The following is a 21,211-nucleotide window of genomic DNA, read 5'->3' on the forward strand; positions in this document are numbered from 1 at the left end:
CATAGCACTTTATGTACTCTGGGCGGCTGGTTGGAGCGCCGTGAGTTATAGGAAACGGCTATTAAATCGATAGCCAGCTATTTTTCAAGGATGGTCTACCCTCTCATCAGACGTCTGAAACAAGGGGGATTATCCATGCTCGCGCAACTTCCACCGGCCTTACAGAATCTGCAGTTACCCTTACGCCTGCGACTCTGGGACGGCCATGAATTCAACCTGGGGCCGACGCCCAGCGTCACTATTGTGGTCAAGGACCCACAAATGGTTACCCAGTTCACCCACCCCAGTCTCGACGCGCTTGGAGCGGCGTTTGTCGAAGGCAAACTGGAGCTCGAAGGTTCCATCAGTGACGTGATCCGCATCTGCGATGAGTGGAGTCAGGCGTTATTGGATGAGGACGAAGACAGTCAGCCGGTTCGCACCGTTCACGACAAGGAAACCGACGCCAAGGCGATTTCCTACCATTACGACCTTTCCAATGCGTTTTATCAGCTGTGGCTCGACAGCGACATGGCGTATTCCTGCGCCTATTTCGAGACCGGTAGCGAGACCCTCGAACAAGCCCAGCAAGCCAAATTCCGCCACTTGTGTCGCAAATTGCGGCTGCAACCCGGGGAGTATCTGCTGGATGTCGGTTGCGGTTGGGGCGGGTTGGCGCGGTATGCGGCCCGGGAGTTCGGTGCGAAGGTGTTTGGCATTACGCTCAGTACGGAACAGTTGGCCCTGGCCCGTGAGCGGGTGAGTGCCGAAGGCCTGGATGATCTGATCGAATTGCAGCTGCTGGACTACCGCGATCTGCCTCAGGACGGGCGCTTCGACAAAGTGGTCAGCGTGGGCATGTTCGAGCATGTCGGTCACGCCAACCTGACCCAATACTGCAAAACCTTGTTCGGCGCGGTGAAGGAGGGCGGCCTGGTGATGAACCACGGGATCACCGCCAAGTACACCGATGGCCGTCCAGTGGGGCGCGGTGCCGGTGATTTCATTGGGAAGTACGTGTTCCCCAACGGAGAGCTGCCGCACTTGTCGATGATTTCTGCCGAGATCAGCGAAGCCGGGCTGGAGATCGTCGATGTCGAGAGTCTGCGCCTGCATTACGCGCGTACTCTTGACCATTGGAGCGAACGGCTCGAAGACAATCTGGAAGCCGCGGGCAAATTGGTACCTGAGCAGGCACTACGGATCTGGCGACTGTACCTGGCGGGATGCGCCTACGCGTTCGCCAGGGGCTGGATTAACTTGCACCAGATCCTGGCGGTGAAAGCCCACGCCGATGGCAGCCATGAACTGCCATGGACCCGCGATGACATTTACAACCCCTAGGGGGCGTTCTCAATTAGTTGAGAACGGCCCCCTAGAGTATGGGTGAGATCAGCCGGGCGATCCGCATGCCGACCTGTTGCAAGCGGTGGGTCTCCCGGCTTTCTTCTTTGGCGATTTCGTGGGCCAGGGCAAAGTCATCGTTGAGCATGTGTTCCACTTCCAGGGCAAAGGCGCTGTCCACCGTCAGCAGCATCACTTCAAAATTTAACCGGAAGGAACGGTTGTCCATATTCGCGCTGCCGACGGCGCTGATTTCACTGTCGATCAACACCACTTTCTGATGCAGGAAACCAGGCTCGTAGCGGAACACCCGCACACCGGCACGCACTGCTTCGAAGGCATAAAGGCTGGAGGCGGCGTAGACGATCCGGTGATCCGGACGCGACGGCAGCAGAATGCGCACATCCACGCCACGCAGCACCGCCAGACGCAATGCGGCGAATACTGCCTCGTCCGGGATGAAATAGGGACTGGTGATCCAGACCCGTTCCGTGGCCGCATGGATAGCTTCGACGAAGAATAACGAACAGGTTTCGTAGGCATCGGCCGGGCCGCTGGCGAGCAATTGGCAGAGCACGCCATCGTCCGGATAAACGTCGGGCAAGATCAGCGGTGGCAGGGAGCGGGCCGCCCAGAACCAGTCTTCAGCGAAGGATTCCTGCATGCAGGCCACCACGGGGCCGCGCACTTGCACATGGGTATCGCGCCACGGTGCCAGAGGCGGTTTTTCTCCCATGTATTCATCACCAACGTTGTGCCCGCCGACGAAGCCCAGAATGCCGTCAACGACTACTATCTTGCGGTGGTTGCGGAAGTTGACCTGGAAGCGGTTGAGCCAGCCACTGCGAGTCGCAAACGCTTTGACCTCGACCCCGGCATCGCGCAATGGCTGCACGTAGCTGTGGGGCAGGGAGTGGCTGCCAATTCGATCGTACAGCAGATAGACCGCCACGCCTTCGGCAGCTTTTTTCAGCAGCAAGGCGTGCAGGCGTTGGCCGAGGCGGTCGTCGTGGATGATGAAAAACTGGATCAGCACGGCTTGCCGGGCGTGGCTGATGGCTTGAAAAACCGCGTCGAAGGTGACCTGTCCGTTGATCAGCAAGCGCACTTCATTGTTGGCCAGGCATGGCATGCGTCCCAGCTTCGGCATCGCCCTGAGTGACGCGTAGGCTTTGGAAGCGCGTGCGGTCAGCGCCTCTTCGACCCAGGGTCGCCAGTTCATCTCGGCAATGGCTTTGCGCATTTCCTCGTTGGCCTGACGCCGGGCCTTGATGTAGCCATCGAAGGTGCTACGGCCAAAGACCAGATACGGGACGAGCGTCAGGTAGGGAATGAACAGCAATGACAAGGCCCAGGCGATCGAGCCCTGGGCGGTCCGAACGGTCAATACGGCATGGATGGCGGCGATCATGCCTAACGAGTGCAGAAGGGCGATCAGATAACCGAAAACATGCGGTCCAAAATAATCCATGGGGCAGCCTTGCTCCTGAAGATTCAATACTTAAAAGACCATGTTCCGTGCAAAATGTCGCTAATTAATTGGCCCATGAACCGAAGCCCGTGGCTGACGTCTAATGGCCACTACTGATCAGGAGTTACTCGATGAACGTTCGTCTGCTGGGTTTGGCCGTAGCTTTTGGTTTGGCTCTTCCTGTGGCCGCTCAGGCGCAGATGCTGCAGCCGGGTTTGTGGGAATTAACCTCGAGCAACATGAAAGTCGATAACCAGAACCTGCCCGACCTGCAATTGATCCTTGGGCAGATACAGAGCCAGATGACCCCTGAACAGCGCGCGCAGCTGGAGAAGCAGGGCATTACCATGGGTGGAAAAGGGATACGGTCTTGTCTGACGCCTGAGCAGGTCAAGACAGACAACATCCCGCTGACGGATCCGCAATCGGGCTGCAAACAGGAAATTACCGAGCGTACGGGCAACCAGTGGAAATTCCGCTTCAGCTGTCCGAAAGCACAAGGTGCGGGTGTCGCTACATTCCTCAGTGATCGTGAGTTCACCACCAAGGTCAACGGCACGTTCAACGCCACCGGTATTCAGCAGCAGGGTAGTCTCGATACCCGCGCCGTGTGGTTGGGGCAGGATTGCGGAACGGTTAAACCCAGAGCCTAAAAGCTTCGCGAGCAGGCTCGCTCCCCCAAGGATCGGGTGGGAGTCTGCTCGCGGCGGCGTTCGCTCAGGCTCTGCCAAGCCCGGTAGACATCAACCATTCACAGACCCCCTCGACCGCCATCCTGCCGAAATCCTCCCCGGTACGGCTACGTACACTGACAAATCCGCCTTGCTTTTCTTTCTCGCCAATCACGACCAGATACGGCACGTGCTGACTGTGCTCGCGAATCTTGTGGCGTACCTTCTCATTGCGCAGATCCGCCCTGGCACGCACCCCACTTCGGCGCAATGCTTCGGTCACTGACTGGGCATAATCCAATTGGCGATCATCCATGCTGACGACAATCACATGCGGCGGTGTGCGCCAATGTTCAAGTTCCTGTTGGCACGACCAGCAGGTGCCGTATATCCGTTGTGGCGAAGTGCCGCTGATGTGGTCCAGGGCGAACGCCTGCAGCACCTTGGTTGCAGGAACATGCGGGCCCACAGTCACACATTCGAAATCCCCCAGCAGGTACGGCGATGGTGTTTCGACAGGTGTTGATTGCAATGATGGATTACGACGGCGGATCGGATGGTTGGTCGCCGCCAGCGTCTTCATGCGCGCTTCGATGTTGGCCAGGTCAACCAGGGATAAGGGGCGCTCGTAAAAAAACTCATAAAAGAAGCCATCGCCCAGCGCCGATCCAGTCTGTAACTGGGCACTCGGATAGAGCTGCTTGACCGCCATCGACAACATAAGCGCGCAGGAGCGGCGCAGGATCTCCAGTCCATCGGGCTCCTGCGGTGTGACAATACCGACTCGGGCATCCACTTCGATCATGAATGCACAGTCCACCAGAACACCGTCTACCCTACCCGCGACAGCGGCTTTGGCCAACCCACCGCCAATGCTCGCAGCAACCTCAGACACAGACAAAGGCTGGTCGTATTCACGCATTGAACCATCAGTCAAAGTGATCCGGATCATGGTCAGTGTCTCGAAGGTTTCGATCACATGCACTAGCGCATAAACGCTAGGCGCAAACCTGTGAACTGTCATTAAGACGTTGGTCGTGCCAGGCGATTTGCTTATCTAGGGGGCGTGCATTTTTCGCTGATAACCGCATTGCCAAAAATAATAGCGGTTTTATCAACGCAGGTAGATTTCGCGATTAGCGGTATCAAAAGGTCTCGTCCGGGTCATTCGGCGTCCCAGTTCCACCGGGTTTCGGCGACGGCGTCATGGGCGTGCAGGCTTTCAGCGTGGATGACCTGGATGTGAAACGCGTTAATGCCAGGCGAGCGTTTCAATGCCACATTCAAGCGTCGGGCGGCATCTTCACAGAACATCAGGTTCTGACCGTTGGCCAAAGCGAAGGCTTGTTCGTCGGCCCGTTTCACAGCGGTTTGTACGGCGGTGCCGAGCGCCGCTTCCACGTCATTGATGGCCGCGATCAGCGGTAGCTCGTCCAAATGGTCATCCAGACGAAGGCCCAATTTCGCAGAGCTGCGCTGGCTATGGGGTGTGGCAACGATGCCTTTGGTGGAGCCAAGCCATGCCAAAACATCGGCGTGTTGCAGTGTGTTGTTGGCGAAGTCATCAACGAATTGCTGCTGAATCAGCTGACGGGACAGGGCCGCCGAGCACGGGCAGGTCGAGGAATAGGCGACGTCGATTTTAAGTTCCACGTGGAACATCGCGTTTTTCAATCGTGCTTCAATACTGACCGGGTAGCTTTTCCAGCCCGACAGTGGGCTGACCAGAGCCGACCTCTTCAACAGCAAGTCAGTGTGAATCTTCAGATAGGCGCTGGTGGACAGTCCTTCATGACTGTTCAGAAAGCGCTGCAAGACTTGCCGCAGCAACCCAGGGGTAAGGTTCTCTCGTTCAAGCATTTCGAGCGCAAGGTACAGCCGCGACATATGGATGCCACGCGCCTCGCCATCATCGAGGCTCACGCCGGCATCGGCCTTTGCGCTAAGGCGTTGGCCATCGAATGAAACAGGAAGAGCTATGCCATGCATGCCCACCCATTCCAGGGGCAGGGCTTGGCGTGAGGCTTGCGCGGCAATATCCGGCAGAGTGAGCGCGTTCATGAGCGGGTCCATCGTGGAAGTCGATTCGCATGCTATGTTATGTTATTACATCAAGTGCGACCACGCCTTTTTCAAGCCCGGCGATTTGATCGGGTACGTCCTGTGAGGAATTCCAAATGCCCAACCGACTCCCCGTAACCGTCCTGTCCGGCTTTCTCGGTGCCGGCAAAAGTACATTGCTCAACTATGTGCTACGTAACCGCGACAACCTGCGGGTCGCCGTGATCGTCAACGACATGAGTGAAATCAACATCGATGGCAGCGAAGTCCAGCGCGACGTCATGCTCAATCGCGCTGAAGAAAAGCTCGTGGAAATGAGCAACGGCTGCATCTGCTGCACGTTGCGTGAGGACTTGTTGGTAGAGGTCGGCAAACTCGCCAGGGAGGGCCGGTTTGATTACTTGCTGATCGAGTCCACCGGTATTTCCGAGCCATTGCCAGTGGCGGAGACCTTCACTTTCCGCGACGAAGACGGGCAGAGCCTGGCTGACATCGCCCGGCTCGACACCATGGTCACGGTGGTCGATGGCATGAATTTCCTGCTCGACTTCCAGGCCGCCGAAAGCCTCGCTTCCCGTGGTGAAACATTGGGCGATGAGGACGAACGCTCGATCACTGATCTGTTGATCGAGCAGATCGAATTCGCCGACGTGATCCTGATCAGCAAGATCGACCTGATCAGCAGCCGCGAGCGCCAGGAGCTGATCGCGATCCTTGAGCGGCTCAACGCCCAGGCGCAAATCATCCCGATGGTGATGGGTGAAATCCCCTTGGAGAAGATACTCAACACCGGTCGCTTCGACTTCGAAAAGGCCGCCCAGGCGCCTGGCTGGTTGCAGGAACTGCGCGGCGAACACGTACCGGAAACCCAGGCCTACGGTATAGCCTCCAGCGTCTATCGAGCGCGTAGGCCCTTTCATCCACAGCGTTTCTTCAGCTTCATCGACCGGCCCTGGGTAAACGGCAAACTGCTGCGCTCCAAGGGCTTCTTCTGGCTGGCCAGCAAGCACATGGATGCCGGGAGCTGGTCCCAGGCCGGGGGCTTGATGCGCCACGGTTTCGCCGGACGCTGGTGGCGTTTCGTGCCGAAAACCCAGTGGCCGCAAGACACGCAAAGTACAGCCGCAATCATGGAAAACTGGACAGCCGCCGTCGGCGATTGCCGGCAGGAACTGGTGTTTATCGGCCAGAACATCGACTTCGCACAACTCACCGCTGATCTCGATGAATGCTTGCTGAACGATGATGAAATGGCGTTGGGCGTCGAGGGCTGGAGGCTGCTGGCCGATCCGTTCGGCCCTTGGCATGAAGAGGAGGCTGCGTGATGTTGGCGCTGAACCCTGTGGGAGCGAGCTTGCTCGCGAAGACGTCCTGTCGAACCCTGCATCAGCATCAGGGTGCCACCCCGCAGACCTTGATCAGAATCCTTGAAGACGATGTAAACCTCGCCGTATGGAATCGCCAGCTCCCGGCGCACATCGCCGATTTCGGCAACTTGCTGTTGTCCCTGAACGAACCGCTGGCGCAATCGCTTTCGTTTGAACTGGCTGACGATGACGCGCAACCGAGCCTTCAAGGATTGGCGTCGGGCTTCAGCGATCTTGAAGGCTACGAAGGCTTCATTGCCGACGTTTCGTGGCTGGTCAGCGCCTTTGCCTGCCTGTTGGGCGCCAAACGCATTGGTCTGCGCCTCAGAACCCTGGACAAGGCCATGTGCCCGCGTTTCCACGTGGATCATGTGCCGGTGCGGCTGATCACCACCTATGCTGGTATTGGCAGCCAGTGGCTGAAGGAAGGGGTGATGGATCGCCGCAAACTGGGCCAGCCTGAAGCCGAGCTTGACGTCGACTCGCAGATTCAGCAGATCGACTGCGGCGACGTGGCGCTGCTCAAGGGCGAGAAGTGGCATGGCAACGAAGGCTTCGGCCTGATTCATCGCTCACCACTGCCCCTGGCGGGTGAACGACGCTTGATCCTCACCCTCGACTGGCTGAGCTAGCGGCTTACGGCTTGAGCCAGGTCCCCTGGCTCTGGGCTTCGCAAAACGGCTGCAAGTACGCCGCATCGGTGGCCACGCCGTAATAGTGAATGTCCTGGCGGTAAGGCATATTGGCTACTTGGGCGTTGCTGCATACGCCGAAGGCACCGGTTGGGCATTGGTCGACGTACTGCACCTCGACTTTCTGTCCGGGCAGGTTTGGTTGACAGAATCCGTCGGCGAACAGTTGCTTGGGGATGGTGCGGTTCTGCTGGCAGACTTTGACGTCCAGGTGTTCAGCCGTACTATGTACCACACATGCTTGAGCCAACACTTCGCCTGAAGTGAGTACCAACAGCAACGACAATCCCATCAACCGCATTCTTTACCTCCCAGAAAATACCGACCATGTTGCAGAACATCCCGACCCACGTCATTGCCGGCCCATTGGGCGCCGGCAAGACCAGCCTGATCAAGCATCTGCTGGCGCAGCGGCCGCCGAACGAGCGTTGGGCGGTGCTGATCAACGAGTTCGGCCAGATCGGCCTCGACGCTGCACTGCTGACCAGCGACATCGAAGGTATAGCACTGGGTGAAGTGGCCGGGGGCTGTTTGTGTTGCGTGAATGGTGCACCGTTTCAGATCGGTCTCGGACGCTTGCTGCGCAAGGCACGGCCGGATCGGTTGTTCATCGAACCATCGGGGCTGGGGCACCCGGCGCAGTTGCTCAGGCAGTTGGGTGAAGCGCCATGGCAAGGGGTGCTGGCAGTTCAGCCTTGTGTACTGGTACTGGATGCCCAGGCGCTTGCGGTCGGTACACCGCTGCCCGCGACGCAACAGGAGACCCTGAACAGGGCCGGGTTGCTGCTGTTGAACAAGTCAGAAGATCTCGACGCCGGTGATCGGCAGCGTATCGCCGCGCAACTGCCGACGCGTCGGTTGTACTGGACGCAGCAAGCGGTGTTGCCATTGAGCGAATTACCCGGACTTGAAACCCAGGCAGTGGCGGGTGTGGATAACTTCAGCATACCCCAGGGACTGGCGCAGATGCCGGCGGTCTGGAGCGATCCTGCGTTACCGATTTGCCTGAGTCAGGAGCAGGAGGGCGGCTGGAGCATTGGCTGGCGTTGGCATCCGAGTCAGGCATTCGATGCGGCGCTTGTTGGCCGCTGGCTGGACAGCCTTGCCTGGCGGCGGGCGAAGCTGGTTATCCACAGCGTCGGTGGTTGGGTTTCAGCGAATGCGCTGGATCACTCGGTGCTGCAATGGCGGACTAGCGAATGGCGACGGGATTCGCGGATCGAGCTGATTTTCAGTGAGCCGCAGGATGTTGATTCGCTGCAGAGGGCTTTGGCGGGGTGCCGTACGAGTTGAAAATCAAAAGATCTTAAAATCAAAAGATCGCAGCCTGCGGTGATTGCATTTCAACATGCAGGAGCAGGCTGCGATTTTTTGATTTATGGGCGCCACTTGGTGTGTTCCTGTCGCCACTGGCTCAACTCGATGACCTCGGCACGCCGCTTCACTACGTCGACCACCTCAGGCGTATCGTCGAATGGCATGGGATAGGGTGCCAGTTCGATCTGTGCGCTGTGGGCCCCGAATTGAGTGATCGTACCGTTATGACGGGTTTCGCCGGTCACGGTGAATTCGAAGTTATACACACGGGCCAGACGCCGCCGACCGTTGGCGTCTTTGATGAAGGCGATTTTTTTCAACGCCACGTTGCCGTCCAGCAACTCGATTCCGAGCTTGCTGCAATGCTGCATGACCCGCTCCAGCGCGCGCTCACGCAAGCCATGGTTGTGCCATAGCCACGCGCCGCCGGCGGCGAGCAACATCAGCACGAAGATATTTCCGAGGGTCAGCATCAAAGGGGCTCCAACAAGATAGTGTCAGCTTAACTGCGTCGCCGGTCTGTCGTACAGGCTGTGTTTCGTCGCATACTGCGCGGCTTGAATTTCAATCGTTTTACGGAACTCACCGCATGAAACGTACGCCCCATCTGCTCGCCATCCAGTCCCACGTGGTGTTCGGCCATGCTGGCAACAGCGCCGCTGTGTTCCCTATGCAGCGGGTCGGGGTGAATGTCTGGCCGCTCAATACCGTGCAGTTCTCCAACCACACCCAATATGGCCAGTGGACCGGCGATGTGCTGGCCCCCCATCAGATTCCCGAGTTGGTGGAAGGGATCGCAGCGATTGGCGAACTGGGCAATTGCGATGCGGTGTTGTCGGGTTACCTCGGCAGCGCGGCCCAGGGCCGGGCCATCCTGACGGGAGTGGCGCGAATCAAATCGATGAATCCCAAGGCGCTGTATCTGTGCGATCCGGTGATGGGCCACCCGGAGAAGGGGTGCAGTGTGCCGGCGGAAGTGAGCGATTTCCTGCTGGAAGAAGCGGCCGCCGTGGCGGATTTCATGTGCCCGAACCAACTGGAACTGGACAGCTTCTCGGGGCGCAGGCCGCAATCGCTGTTCGATTGTCTGGCCATGGCGCGAGCGCTGCTGGCGCGTGGTCCGAAGGCGGTGCTGGTCAAGCATCTGGCCTATCCCGGCAAGCCGGCGGACGTTTTCGAGATGCTGCTGGTGACGGGAGAGGGTAGTTGGCACCTGCGTCGTCCCATGTTGGCGTTTCCTCGTCAGCCAGTGGGTGTTGGCGACCTGACCTCCGGGCTGTTTCTGGCGCGCGTCCTGTTGGGCGACAGCCTGGTGGCGGCGTTTGAATTCGCGGCGTCGGCCGTGCATGAAGTGCTGCTGGAAACCCAGGCCTGCGCCAGCTACGAGCTGGAACTGGTGCGCGCGCAAGATCGCATTGCTCATCCGCGGGTGCGGTTCGAGGCGATAGCGATCAATCTCTGAATTTGGCGTTGAGCCATTCGCGAGCAGGCTCGCTCCCACATTGATCTACAGCGGACACGGAATAAGTGAACGACGTAGATCCCCTGTGGGAGCGAGCCTGCTCGCGAAAGCTTATTGAAGCTGATAACAGACTTCAGGCGTCGTCCTTGATTTCCTGATAACGCTTTTCCAGTTCCTGGCGGATCTGCCGACGCTGCTGGGCCTGCATGAAACGGCGCTTGTCTTCGCTGTTCTGCGGTTGCAGCGGCGGGACTGCGGCCGGTTTGCGCTGGTCATCCACCGCCACCATGGTGAAGAAACAGCTATTGGTGTGGCGCACGGAGCGCTCGCGGATGTTCTCGGTCACCACCTTGATGCCCACCTCCATCGAGGTGTTGCCGGTGAAGTTGACCGAGGCCAGGAAGGTTACCAGTTCGCCGACATGAATCGGCTCGCGAAAAATCACCTGATCCACCGACAAAGTCACCACATAGCGACCGGCATATCGGCTGGCGCAGGCGTAGGCCACTTCGTCCAGGTACTTGAGCAGGGTACCGCCGTGAACATTGCCAGAAAAATTGGCCATGTCGGGGGTCATCAATACCGTCATCGACAGCTGGGCGTTTCCGGGTTCCATAGCGTTCTCACGGGTCAAGGCAGGTTTTCGGAAAGGCGCACCTCTGCGGGTGCGTGGTCGGTTTTTTCAAACCACAGTTATCGGGACGCCGGACGGATGATCGCCGTCACGCCTCAACGATCTGTTTCCATATATTGCACCGCCTTTCTGCCGGAAGTCGCGGTGTTACCCTTCAAATGCCCACACTGAAGGCAATTCCTACATCTAAATCGGATTTTTCCTCTGCTCAATCAGACCTTTCTCGCGTCCGGCGATTGAGCAATCGCTACCCAAGGAGCCTACACCATGCATGCCATCAGTTTTATTCAGGACCTGGCGGTGATCATGTTGGTCGCGGGTGTGGTGACTGTGTTGTTCCATCGATTCAAACAGCCCGTGGTCCTCGGTTATATCGTCGCCGGCTTCATCATCGGCCCGCACACGCCGCCGTTCGGCCTGATCCACGACGAAGAAACCATCAAGACCCTCGCCGAGCTCGGGGTGATTTTCCTGATGTTCTGCCTGGGGCTGGAGTTCAGCCTGCGCAAGCTGTTCAAGGTGGGCGCCACGGCGTTCATCGCGGCCTTCCTGGAAATCGTGCTGATGATCTGGATCGGCTACGAGATTGGCCGCTGGTTCGACTGGAACACCATGGACTCGCTGTTCCTCGGCGCGATCCTGGCGATTTCCTCGACCACCATCATCGTCAAGGCCCTCAATGACCTGAAGATGAAGAACGAGCGCTTTGCCCAGCTGATCTTCGGCGTATTGATCGTCGAAGATATTCTCGGTATCGGCATCATCGCCTTGTTGTCGAGCATCGCCGTCAGCGGTACGGTCAGCTCCGGTGAAGTCTTTTCCACGGTCGGCAAGCTCTCGCTGTTCATGATCGTCGCGCTGGTCATCGGCATCCTTCTGGTCCCGCGACTGCTGGCCTATGTGGCCAAGTTCGACAGCAACGAGATGCTGCTGATCACCGTGCTGGGTCTGTGCTTCGGCTTCTGCCTGCTGGTGGTCAAACTTGAATACAGCATGGTGCTCGGGGCATTCCTGATCGGCGCAATCATGGCTGAATCCCGGCAGTTGCTGAAGATCGAACGCCTGATCGAGCCGGTACGCGACCTGTTCAGCGCGATCTTCTTTGTCGCGATCGGCTTGATGCTGGATCCGATGATCCTGCTGCAATACGCCTGGCCGATCGCGGTCATCACCGTTGCCGTGGTGTTGGGCAAGATGCTGTCCTGCGGCCTCGGCGCTTTTATCGCCGGCAACGACGGACGCACCTCACTGCGGGTCGGGATGGGGCTTTCGCAAATTGGCGAATTTTCCTTCATCATCGCGTCGCTGGGCATGACCTTGCAGGTCACCAGCAACTTCCTCTATCCAGTGGCTGTAGCGGTTTCGGTGCTCACTACGCTGATGACGCCGTACTTGATCCGCGCGGCAGACCCCTTGTCGATCAAGCTGGCGACGGTGATGCCGCAACGCCTGAGTCGGGTGTTGGGCATGTACGGCGAATGGTTGCGCAGCATCCAGCCTCAGGGCGAGGGCGCGCTGCTGGCGTCGATGATTCGGCGGATCCTGTTGCAGGTGGGGGTCAATCTGGCGTTGGTGATTGCGATCTTCTTCGCGGGTGCGTACTTCGCCGAGCGCATTTCCGCTTACCTGCAAGACTGGATCAGTGACCCGAGCTGGCAAAAAGCGTTGATCTGGGGTGGGGCGCTGCTGTTGTCGCTGCCGTTTCTGATCGCCGCCTATCGCAAGCTCAAGGCGCTGTCGATGCTGTTGGCGGAGATGGGGGTGAAGCCGGAAATGGCCGGGCGCCACACACAGCGAGTGCGTCGGGTGATCGCCGAAGTGATCCCGATTCTCTCGCTGCTGGTGATCTTCCTGCTGTTGGCAGCCTTGTCGGCCAGTATTCTGCCGACCAACAAGTTGCTGGTACTGATAGTCGTCGTCGCGGCCGCCGTGGCGGCGCTACTCTGGCGCTGGTTCATCCGCGTGCATACGCGCATGCAGGTGGCCTTGCTGGAAACCCTGGACAACCACAAGGATTCGCCGGGGCATTGACCACCGGGGGCGCGTCGGACGGCTCAGCTTTCCAGCCAGACGTCCCGCGCCCAGTGCCATACCGATTCCCAGGTTTCTTCGGCAATCAACTCTTCCTCGGCCAGCCACAGCACCACGGTGCCGTCTTCTTCGACCAGGTAGTAGTTGTCGCCGTCCTGGCAGATCGGGATCATGCTGCGATCGACGCCGGCATCCCAGGCGTTGGCGGCAACATCCGGCAGGTAGGTGTGGGATTGCGGGTCGGTGACAGTCACCGGCTCGAGGCTGCCGTAGACCACGTCGCTGACGGTCAGTAAAAATTCTCTGAAGACAAACGGAATGTCGATGAACAGTTGTTCCTCGATTTCCACCAGTTGATCTTCGTCGGGCAACTCCAAGGGGACCGGTACCGGTTCGTTGGCTTCACGCAGTTGTTCGATGATTTCTTCCACGTCCGGGATCCTCTTGCTGTTGGCGCGGTTTATATGGGGCGGTTTATACAGTAGCTCGCTATAGATGCAACCGCGAAATAGAAAAACCCCGGCCGAGGCCGGGGCTTTTTTACAGGGACAGCATTGCGACAGGTTTAACGCGCGTCGGTTCAGCCGTTCTGGCGGATACCTGCGACCAGCCAAGGCTGGTTCTCGCCCTGCGGACGCTCCATGTTCCAGCTTTCGCTGAACACTTCGCCCTGGTCGAAGCGCGAGTTCTTCGACACACCGCTGAAGGTCAGGGTGGCAATGGTCTTGTCGGCGCGATCATCCACGCCATCCAGCTGCACATTGAGGTTATCGATGTAAGTGGACTGGAAACCTTCGCCCAGCTCGGCACGTTCGCGCTTGAGGAACTCGAGCAGTTGCGGGGTCACGAACTCGGAGATCTTGTCCATTTCGTTGGCGTCCCAGTGCTGTTGCAGGGACTGGAAGTGGTTGCGCGCGGCTTCGATGAAGTTCTTTTCATTGAACCAGGCCGGGGCATTGATCACCGGACGAGCGGCGACAGGGGCTGCCGAGCCGCCGAAGATCGAGCCCATGGCTGCTGGCTTCTGCTCGAACGCTTCACGCTGCATCGGCGCGCCAGCCGGAGCCAGGTGCTCCTGCTGCTTGCGGCGACGGGCGGCGATGAAACGGAAGACCAGGAAGGCGATGACCGCCATGATCAGGATGTCGAAGATCTGCATGCCTTCGAAACCGCCACCCATGAACATGGAGGCCAGCAGGCCACCGGCAGCGATGCCGGCCAGAGGACCGAGCCAGCGCGAAGCACCGCCGGCCTTGGCGGCAGCGCCAGCGGCACCGGCGGCACCCGCAGTGGCGGCAGCACCGCCCGCGGCAGAAGAAGGAGCCATTTGGCTGGTCTGGTGAGTCGGCGCAGCGCCGGAGCTCTTGCCGCCACCAAAGCGCTTGGCGTTGGCGTCGAGGCTCATCGTCAGGCCGATGCACAACGCCATGGCGATGCTAAGAAAACGTTTCATAAAGGGAATTCCCATTTGTGGAAGGCACGCGCGCCATGTTGCACAGGTGAAGTGTTGCTGGCTAGCGGCAGATTGTTTCGGGCTTTTGCCTGGCAGAGTTTGTTCAGCTTCAATCAGCGCAATAAGACCTGTTCACTTTGGTCTGTAGGATTTGTGATTTGGTTCGGTAGGAATGAATTCTGTAGGAGCGAGCTTGCTCGCGAAAAACGTCAGGACAATGCATCCATCCAGAATGAACGCGTCACCGTTGACGACCTTCGCGAGCAAGCTCGCTCCTACAGTAAGCCGAGTGCGGGTGTCAGATCGCTTCCAGCTTGGCGTAGCCGAGCATCAGCCACTTGCTGCCTTCGCTGAAATTCACCTGGACCCGGGCCTGAGCCCCGGCACCTTCGAAGTTCAGGATCACGCCGTCGCCGAATACTGAATGGCGTACCGCCTGGCCCAGACTGAACCCGGTGTCCGGGATCTCGCTGCCGCCAAACAGGCTGCTGGCGCTCTGCTGCTGGCCGCCACCGAACGGACGGCTGACGCTGTTGGACAGGCGCACTTCCTGGATCAGACCTTTCGGTACTTCCCGTACGAAACGCGACACTTTGTTGTAGGTCTCGCTGCCGTACAGGCGGCGGGTTTCGGCATAGGTCATCACCAGGTTCTGCATCGCCCGGGTGATGCCGACATAGGCCAGGCGGCGCTCTTCCTCGAGACGGCCGGGTTCTTCCAGGCTCATCTTGTGCGGGAACAGACCTTCTTCCATGCCCACCAGGAACACGTAAGGAAATTCCAGGCCTTTGGCGCTGTGCAGGGTCATCAGTTGAATGCTGTCTTCGTGCTCGTCGGCCTGAGTATCCCCGGCCTCCAGCGACGCATGACCGAGGAACGCCGCCAGTGGCGACAGGTCTTCGTCTTCTTCCGCGTTTTCGAAGTTGCGCGCGGCGCTGACCAGTTCCTCAAGGTTTTCTACCCGAGCCTGGCCTTTCTCGCCTTTTTCCGCTTCGTGGTAAGCGATCAGCCCCGACTGCTCGATGACGGTCTGGGTCATCAGGTGCAGGGGCATCTCCATGCATTTGGCCGCGAGGTTCTCGATCAGCTCGATAAAAGCCCCGAGAGCGCCGGCAGCGCGCCCGGTCAGGCCTTTATTGGCGACCAGCAGTCGCATGGCTTCCCACATCGACACGTCGCTGTGACGGGCATGGTCGCGGATGGCTTCGACGGTTTTCTCGCCGATGCCACGGGCCGGAACGTTGATCACCCGCTCCAGCGCCGCATCGTTGCCACGGCCTTCCAGCAGGCGCAGGTAAGCCATGGCGTTCTTGATTTCAGCCCGTTCGAAGAAGCGCTGGCCGCCATAGATGCGATAGGGAATGCGCTCGCGCAACAAGGCTTCTTCCAAAACGCGCGATTGGGCGTTGGAGCGGTACAGAATTGCGATATCGCTGCGCGCCAGGCCGGTTTTCAGCGCACTTTCGATGGTTTCCACCACATAACGCGCTTCATCATGCTCGTTGAACGCGGCATACAGATTGATCGCTTCGCCTTCGCCGCCGTCGGTCCACAATTCCTTGCCCATGCGCCCTGTGTTATTGGCGATCAGCGCGTTGGCAGCCTTGAGGATCCCGGCGGTAGAGCGGTAGTTCTGCTCAAGACGAATGGTCTCGGCATCCGGAAAATCGTCCGAATACTGATAAATGTTCTCGATTTTCGCGCCGCGCCAGCCGTAGATGGACTGATCGTCGTCGCCGACCACCATCAGGCTGTCGCCGCCCTTGGCCAGCAGACGCAACCAGGCGTACTGCACGGCGTTGGTGTCCTGGAACTCGTCCACCAGAATGTGTCGGAAGCGCTTTTGATAATGCGCGAGCAAGCCCGGGTGATCGCGCCACAGGTCGAGGGCGCGCAGCAACAGTTCGGAAAAGTCGATGACGCCAGCGCGCAGGCACGCGGCCTCATAGGCTTCATAAATGCTGCGCATGGTGGCCAGGAACAAGTCGCCGCTGGCCTGAATGTGTTGCGGGCGCAGACCTTCGTCTTTCTGCCCGTTGATGAACCACTGGGCCTGGCGGGCCGGCCAGCGTTGCTCGTCCAGGCCCAGCTCGCGGATCACCCGCTTGACCAGCCGCTGCTGGTCGTCGCTGTCGAGTATCTGGAAAGTCTGGCTCAGGCCGGCTTCCTGCCAATGCGCCCGCAGCAAGCGGTGCGCCAGGCCGTGGAAGGTGCCGACCCACATGCCGGCCGGGTTGATACCCATCAGCTGCTCGATGCGATGGCGCATCTCGGCAGCGGCCTTGTTGGTGAAGGTTACCGACAGGATCGAGTGGGGCGAGGCGTTTTCGACCTGGATCAACCAGGCGATACGGTGCACCAGCACTCGGGTTTTACCGGAACCAGCACCGGCCAGGACCAACTGACGACCCACGCGGGCAGCTACGGCCTGGCGTTGGGCATCGTTGAGGGAGTTCAGCAGAAGGGAGAGATCATCGCGCATGGGGGGCATTCTAGGGGGCGGCGCCACACCGGGCAAACCCCGCTTTGCTTCAGGCGATGAAAGTCATGCCCGGGACGACCGGTCGGTCAGCGGCTGCAAGCGTTGGCGGGACTCGCCCGGGCGCTTTTACCGCGGGAAAAGCAGCGGATATTTTTACCTGTTTTATGATCCGGGGCAGTGTGGTCCGGGCAGTTGCTTGTGTATGCTCCATCCACGTTTCGGGCTCATGCTCATCATTATAAGAACAAGAATTTTACCTATGACCCTCAGCTCCGACCTGTCGGGCCCCGCGGTGGAGCCTCGGGTTATCCGCAAACAGTACGCCATGGAAATGGCGGTCGAGCGCACGCGCCTGCTGTATCAAGGCTCATTACTGCCCACGCTGTTCATGTTGATCAATGGCCTGGTCTGCGCCTGGTTGCTCTGGAGTCCGCAGCGCTACTTCCTGGTCAGCGTCTGGCTGGTGTGGTTGTTGTCGTTGGTGGCGTTGCGGGTGATTCAGGTCGCGGCCTTCGATTCAGCGATACCCAACCGCCAGGCCCACCCGATCTGGCGCCGCATGTTTTTGCTGGGTTCGGCCCTGACCGGCCTGACCCTGGCCGGTGCCGGCATTGCGCTGGTCCCCGCCGACAACTTCATACAGCAAGCCTGGGTGTTCGGCCTGATCGGCGCTGCTGCGCTCTCGGCCAGCGTTGCCTACGCGGTCAGCCTGCCCGCCTTCCTGTCCTTTACCTTGCCTTGCCTGTTGCCGGCCATCGGCTATCTGTTCTGGGGCGGCGACGAGCAGGGACAGGGGTGGGGCTGGTTCGGCCTGATTCTGCTGGGCGCATTGAGCGTGGTCGCCTGGCAGGTCAACCGGCTGATCGATAGCGGACTGTTGCGGCGCTTCCAGAATCAGGCACTGATCGAGCACTTGCAGCAGGCTCGAAGCGGCAGCGACCGGCTCAATCACCAGCTCGCAAAGGAAATCGACCAGCGCCGTCGAGCCGAAGAGGAACTGCGTGCGATTCAGACCGGGCTGGAAAGCCGCGTCGCCCAGCGCAGCCTGGAGCTGGACGCCGCCAACCAGGCCTTGAGCAAGAGTGAAGCGCGACTGGCGCTGGCGTTGAAGGCCAGTGAGCTGGGTTTGTGGGACTGGAACCTGCATACCGATGAAGTCCACCACACCCAGCTCCAGGAGCTGTTCGGCCTGGAGCCGGAGTTTGTCACGGCGATGCTGCGCCACCTCAAGCCGCGCCTTCATCCCGATGACTTGCCGTCGCTCAAGCGCGCGCTGGTCGAGCATTTGAAAGGCCGCAGCGAGGATTATCAGGTTGAGTACCGTGTGCGCCATGTCGATGGCCATTGGGTGTGGATCGAGGACCGTGGTCGAGCGGTCGAGCGCAGTGCCAACGGCCGGGTAATCCGCATGGTCGGCACCCGCCGCGACATCAGCGTCAGCAAAAGCCTGGAAGTGCAGCGGCAATTGGCCGCGACCGTGTTCGAGGCGGCCAGCGAAGGCATCGTGATTTTCGACCCGAACTACGCGCTGATCGCCGTCAATCAGGCGTTCAGTCGAGTCACCGGCTATGCCATCGAGGACATGCTCGGGCGCAACGTGGTCGACTTGCCTTGCAGTCGTGATGCCCGCCGGCATTATGCGACGATCCATCAGGCGCTGGAGCAACACGGTACCTGGCAAGGCGAGCTGGTGGAAACCCGCAAGAACGGCGAGCTGTATCCGCAATGGCTGCAACTGAATGCTGTACGCGATGCTCGGGGAAATGTAAGTCATATCGTGGGCTTCTTCGCCGATCTGTCGGCGCGCCGCGAATCCGAAGAGCGCATGCGCTTCCTGACTCATCACGACGAGCTCACAGGCCTGGCGAACCGTTCGTTGTTCCATGAGCGGCTGAGCGAGGCTCAGCAACGGGTGCGTCAGGGCGGCTACCGCAGTCTGGCGTTGCTGCACATCAACCTGGATCGTTTCAAACTGCTCAACGACAGCCTGGGTCATGAAATCGCCGATCAGCTATTGCAGAAGATGGCCCGGCGCCTGGTCAACGCGCTGCCGGAGGCGGACACCATCGCGCGTTTGTCCGGCGATGAGTTCGCCGTGTTGTTCAATGCCTACGGCAACCTGTCGAGCCTGGCGCGAGTGGCGACGCGCTTGTCGGCCAAGTTGCGTTTGCCGCTGACCGTCGAGGGGCACGAATTGGTGGTGAGCGCTTCAATGGGCATCAGTATGTTGCCGGACAATGCCAGGGAAATTTCCGCGCTGGTCAGTCAGGCGAACATCGCCATGCAGCATGCCAAGCACTTGGGCGGCAATAATTTCCAGTTCTACACCGACAGTCTGCAAGCCAGCACGCTGGAGCGCTTGCAGCTGGAAAATCAGCTGCGCAAGGCCATCGAAGAACGGCAATTGAAGGTGTTCTACCAACCCAAGCTGTGCCTCGCCACGGGCCGGTTGAACGCTGCCGAGGCGCTGGTGCGCTGGGATCATCCGACCATGGGTAGCGTGCCGCCGGGGGATTTCATTGGCCTGGCCGAGGAAACGGGCCTGATTGGCCCTATTGGCGAATTCGTGTTGCGACAGGCCTGCTGGCAAGCCTGCGAGTGGCAACGTCAGGGGCTTGCGCCGATTCGAGTGTCGGTCAACCTGTCGGTGCATCAACTGCGTCATGGCAAATTGGTCAGTCTGGTGCGTCAGGTGCTGGAAGAAACCGGCCTGGCGCCGCACAACCTGGAACTGGAGCTCACCGAAAGTCATTTGCTGGACAGTGTCGAGCACATCATCGCCACTTTCCGGCAGCTGCGAAATCTTGGGGTAAAACTGGCGATTGACGATTTTGGTACCGGTTATTCGTCCCTGAGCTACCTCAAACGCATCCCGGTGGATTACGTGAAGATCGATCAAGCGTTTATCCGCGGTCTGGGGGAGGGCACAGTGGATGCGGCGATTACCCGGGCAATCATCGCCATGGCTCATGGATTGTCACTAAAAGTAGTGGCCGAAGGGGTGGAGCGGCCGGAGCAGCTAGAGTTCTTGAAGGCCGAGCGCTGCGATGAAGTGCAGGGCTATCTGGTCAGTCGGCCCGTCGAGGCCGATGCCTTGTTGCAACTGCTGCGTGCGGACGCGAAACACTTGTAAGGGCTACATGGAGCGCACAGGGCGTGAAATGGGGACATCGAGTTACGCATTGAGCAGGCAAAAGGCCGATTCTTGTAGTATAACTACAAGCTTGCTACATCCCCGGCATCTGCCGATAACAAAGAGTCGACCCTTTTGAATCTGCTGCAACATATTGCCCAGTCACGCCACCTGTTACGCAAGTCGGAGCTCAAGGTCGCCGACCACGTCCTGCTTGACCCGGCGGCGGTGATGCACAGTTCCATGGCCGACCTGGCCCACAGCGTGGGTATCAGCGAGCCGACGATCGTGCGGTTCTGCCGCGCCATCGGGTGCTCCGGGTTCCAGGATCTGAAACTGAAGCTGGCGCAGAGCCTTGCGGCGGGTGCGAGCTTCGGGCAATTCGCGATCCATGAAGACGATTCGGTTGCTGACTACAGCCTGAAGATCTTCGACACCACCCTGCACACCCTGATGGAGGTTCGCGAGCGGCTTGACCCGGTGGAGTTGCAGCGGGCCGTGACGTTCATGTCTCAGGCCCAGCGGGTGGAGTTCTACGGCTTTGGGGCATCGGGTGCGGTGGCGGCGGATGCCCAGCACAAGTTTTTCCGCCTGCTGCTGACCGCTGCGGCGTATTCCGACCCGCACATGCAGGCGATGTCGGCAGTCACCCTGAAGCCCACCGACGTGGCGATCTGCATTTCCCAGTCCGGGCGCTCCAAGGACCTGTTGATCACTGCCAACCTGGTGCGCGAAAGCGGCGCCTCGCTGATCACCCTGTGCCCGAGCCAGACACCCTTGGCTGAGCTGTCGACGGTCAATCTGGCGATCGATGTGCACGAAGACACTGAAATCTATACACCGCTGACGTCGCGTATTGCCCACCTGGTGGTGATCGACGTATTGGCGATGGGTGTGGCCATGGCGCGTGGGCCGAGCCTGGTCAACCATCTCAAGAGCGTCAAGCGCAGCCTGCGCAGCCTGCGGTTGTCGCCCAAGTCGGTGAAAGCCCTCGACGATTGATGCTGGTCTGAAACCGCTGAAGGTCGTTCCGACCTTATTCGCGAGCAGGCTCGCTCCCACAATTGATTTCCGGTGATGCTCAAAGAGGTGCGCCACGGAACCTGTGGGAGCG

The 21,211-nt window shown here is 59.4% G+C and carries 18 protein-coding genes; 9 read left to right on the top strand and 9 right to left on the bottom strand.

Translation table 11 applies throughout. The features are described 5' to 3' along the window. The first annotated feature begins 135 nt into the window (after positions 1 to 135). Positions 136 to 1,323, top strand: coding sequence for a C17 cyclopropane fatty acid synthase CfaB (cfaB, locus tag F8N96_RS24380; RefSeq protein ID WP_150799978.1), 1,188 nt, complete (start codon positions 136 to 138; stop codon positions 1,321 to 1,323). Between the two features lie 31 nt (positions 1,324 to 1,354). Here the strand turns inward: cfaB and cls are convergent, their stop codons facing one another. Then, positions 1,355 to 2,794, bottom strand: coding sequence for a cardiolipin synthase (gene cls, locus F8N96_RS24385; RefSeq protein WP_150799979.1), 1,440 nt, complete (start codon positions 2,792 to 2,794; stop codon positions 1,355 to 1,357). Positions 2,795 to 2,925: 131 nt separating this feature from the next. Here cls and F8N96_RS24395 point away from each other — a divergent pair, with 131 nt between their 5' ends. Continuing rightward, entirely contained in the window at positions 2,926 to 3,447 is a 522-nt protein-coding gene (locus F8N96_RS24395; protein WP_150765336.1) for a DUF3617 domain-containing protein, read from the top strand. Positions 3,448 to 3,511: 64 nt separating this feature from the next. Here the strand turns inward: F8N96_RS24395 and F8N96_RS24400 are convergent, their stop codons facing one another. Together F8N96_RS24400 and folE2 are read right to left on the bottom strand one after the other, a co-directional pair. Next, complete coding sequence (locus F8N96_RS24400) at positions 3,512 to 4,417, bottom strand: His/Gly/Thr/Pro-type tRNA ligase C-terminal domain-containing protein (protein WP_150799980.1); 906 nt, start codon at positions 4,415 to 4,417, stop codon at positions 3,512 to 3,514. A 212-nt stretch (positions 4,418 to 4,629) separates the two neighbouring features. Further along, positions 4,630 to 5,526 carry a GTP cyclohydrolase FolE2 gene (gene folE2 / locus F8N96_RS24405; protein ID WP_150800035.1) on the bottom strand — a complete coding sequence of 299 codons (897 nt, stop codon included), beginning with the start codon at positions 5,524 to 5,526 and terminating at the stop codon, positions 4,630 to 4,632. Between the two features lie 116 nt (positions 5,527 to 5,642). Here folE2 and zigA point away from each other — a divergent pair, with 116 nt between their 5' ends. Both zigA and F8N96_RS24415 read left to right on the top strand, forming a co-directional pair. After that, positions 5,643 to 6,851 carry a zinc metallochaperone GTPase ZigA gene (gene zigA / locus F8N96_RS24410; protein ID WP_150799981.1) on the top strand — a complete coding sequence of 403 codons (1,209 nt, stop codon included), beginning with the start codon at positions 5,643 to 5,645 and terminating at the stop codon, positions 6,849 to 6,851. Further along, complete coding sequence (locus F8N96_RS24415) at positions 6,851 to 7,525, top strand: DUF1826 domain-containing protein (RefSeq protein ID WP_150799982.1); 675 nt, start codon at positions 6,851 to 6,853, stop codon at positions 7,523 to 7,525. Before zigA ends, F8N96_RS24415 begins: the two co-directional genes overlap by 1 nt. A gap of 4 nt (positions 7,526 to 7,529) precedes the next feature. Here the strand turns inward: F8N96_RS24415 and F8N96_RS24420 are convergent, their stop codons facing one another. Continuing rightward, positions 7,530 to 7,886, bottom strand: a complete 357-nt coding sequence (locus F8N96_RS24420) for an NADH:ubiquinone oxidoreductase (protein WP_150799983.1) — start codon at positions 7,884 to 7,886, stop codon at positions 7,530 to 7,532. A 26-nt stretch (positions 7,887 to 7,912) separates the two neighbouring features. On the opposite strand from F8N96_RS24420, the gene F8N96_RS24425 reads away from it, so the two are divergent. Then, positions 7,913 to 8,878 (top strand): CobW family GTP-binding protein, encoded by a 966-nt coding sequence (locus F8N96_RS24425; RefSeq protein WP_150799984.1) that lies wholly within the window; start codon positions 7,913 to 7,915, stop codon positions 8,876 to 8,878. 83 nt (positions 8,879 to 8,961) lie between these two features. On the opposite strand, the gene F8N96_RS24430 is transcribed toward F8N96_RS24425, so the two are convergent. After that, positions 8,962 to 9,375 carry a DUF3301 domain-containing protein gene (locus tag F8N96_RS24430; RefSeq protein WP_150765331.1) on the bottom strand — a complete coding sequence of 138 codons (414 nt, stop codon included), beginning with the start codon at positions 9,373 to 9,375 and terminating at the stop codon, positions 8,962 to 8,964. Between the two features lie 116 nt (positions 9,376 to 9,491). Between F8N96_RS24430 and pdxY the strand changes: the two genes are divergently transcribed. After that, positions 9,492 to 10,364 carry a pyridoxal kinase PdxY gene (gene pdxY / locus F8N96_RS24435; RefSeq protein ID WP_150799985.1) on the top strand — a complete coding sequence of 291 codons (873 nt, stop codon included), beginning with the start codon at positions 9,492 to 9,494 and terminating at the stop codon, positions 10,362 to 10,364. A 133-nt stretch (positions 10,365 to 10,497) separates the two neighbouring features. Here the strand turns inward: pdxY and F8N96_RS24440 are convergent, their stop codons facing one another. Next, positions 10,498 to 10,980, bottom strand: coding sequence for an acyl-CoA thioesterase (locus F8N96_RS24440; protein WP_150765329.1), 483 nt, complete (start codon positions 10,978 to 10,980; stop codon positions 10,498 to 10,500). Between the two features lie 285 nt (positions 10,981 to 11,265). Between F8N96_RS24440 and F8N96_RS24445 the strand changes: the two genes are divergently transcribed. Beyond that, a complete protein-coding gene (locus tag F8N96_RS24445; RefSeq protein ID WP_150799986.1) occupies positions 11,266 to 13,029 on the top strand; it encodes a cation:proton antiporter in 1,764 nt (587 codons plus the stop codon). Between the two features lie 23 nt (positions 13,030 to 13,052). Here F8N96_RS24445 and F8N96_RS24450 read toward each other — a convergent pair whose 3' ends face one another. The 3 genes from F8N96_RS24450 to uvrD form a co-directional block, all read right to left on the bottom strand. Continuing rightward, on the bottom strand, positions 13,053 to 13,460 hold the full coding sequence (locus F8N96_RS24450; protein ID WP_008156656.1) for an SMI1/KNR4 family protein: 408 nt from the start codon (positions 13,458 to 13,460) through the stop codon (positions 13,053 to 13,055). Positions 13,461 to 13,609: 149 nt separating this feature from the next. Beyond that, positions 13,610 to 14,482, bottom strand: a complete 873-nt coding sequence (locus tag F8N96_RS24455; protein ID WP_064680494.1) for a Tim44 domain-containing protein — start codon at positions 14,480 to 14,482, stop codon at positions 13,610 to 13,612. 298 nt (positions 14,483 to 14,780) lie between these two features. Continuing rightward, positions 14,781 to 16,964 carry a DNA helicase II gene (gene uvrD, locus F8N96_RS24460; RefSeq protein WP_150799987.1) on the bottom strand — a complete coding sequence of 728 codons (2,184 nt, stop codon included), beginning with the start codon at positions 16,962 to 16,964 and terminating at the stop codon, positions 14,781 to 14,783. Between the two features lie 259 nt (positions 16,965 to 17,223). On the opposite strand from uvrD, the gene F8N96_RS24465 reads away from it, so the two are divergent. Both F8N96_RS24465 and hexR read left to right on the top strand, forming a co-directional pair. Continuing rightward, positions 17,224 to 20,097 carry an EAL domain-containing protein gene (locus F8N96_RS24465; RefSeq protein ID WP_150799988.1) on the top strand — a complete coding sequence of 958 codons (2,874 nt, stop codon included), beginning with the start codon at positions 17,224 to 17,226 and terminating at the stop codon, positions 20,095 to 20,097. 135 nt (positions 20,098 to 20,232) lie between these two features. Further along, positions 20,233 to 21,099: a transcriptional regulator HexR gene (gene hexR, locus F8N96_RS24470; protein ID WP_150799989.1), complete on the top strand. Its 867-nt coding sequence runs from the start codon at positions 20,233 to 20,235 to the stop codon at positions 21,097 to 21,099. Positions 21,100 to 21,211: the final 112 nt, after the last annotated feature.

The sequence above is a fragment of the Pseudomonas fluorescens genome (genome assembly GCF_902497855.1).
GTDB lineage: Bacteria > Pseudomonadota > Gammaproteobacteria > Pseudomonadales > Pseudomonadaceae > Aquipseudomonas > Aquipseudomonas fluorescens_BI.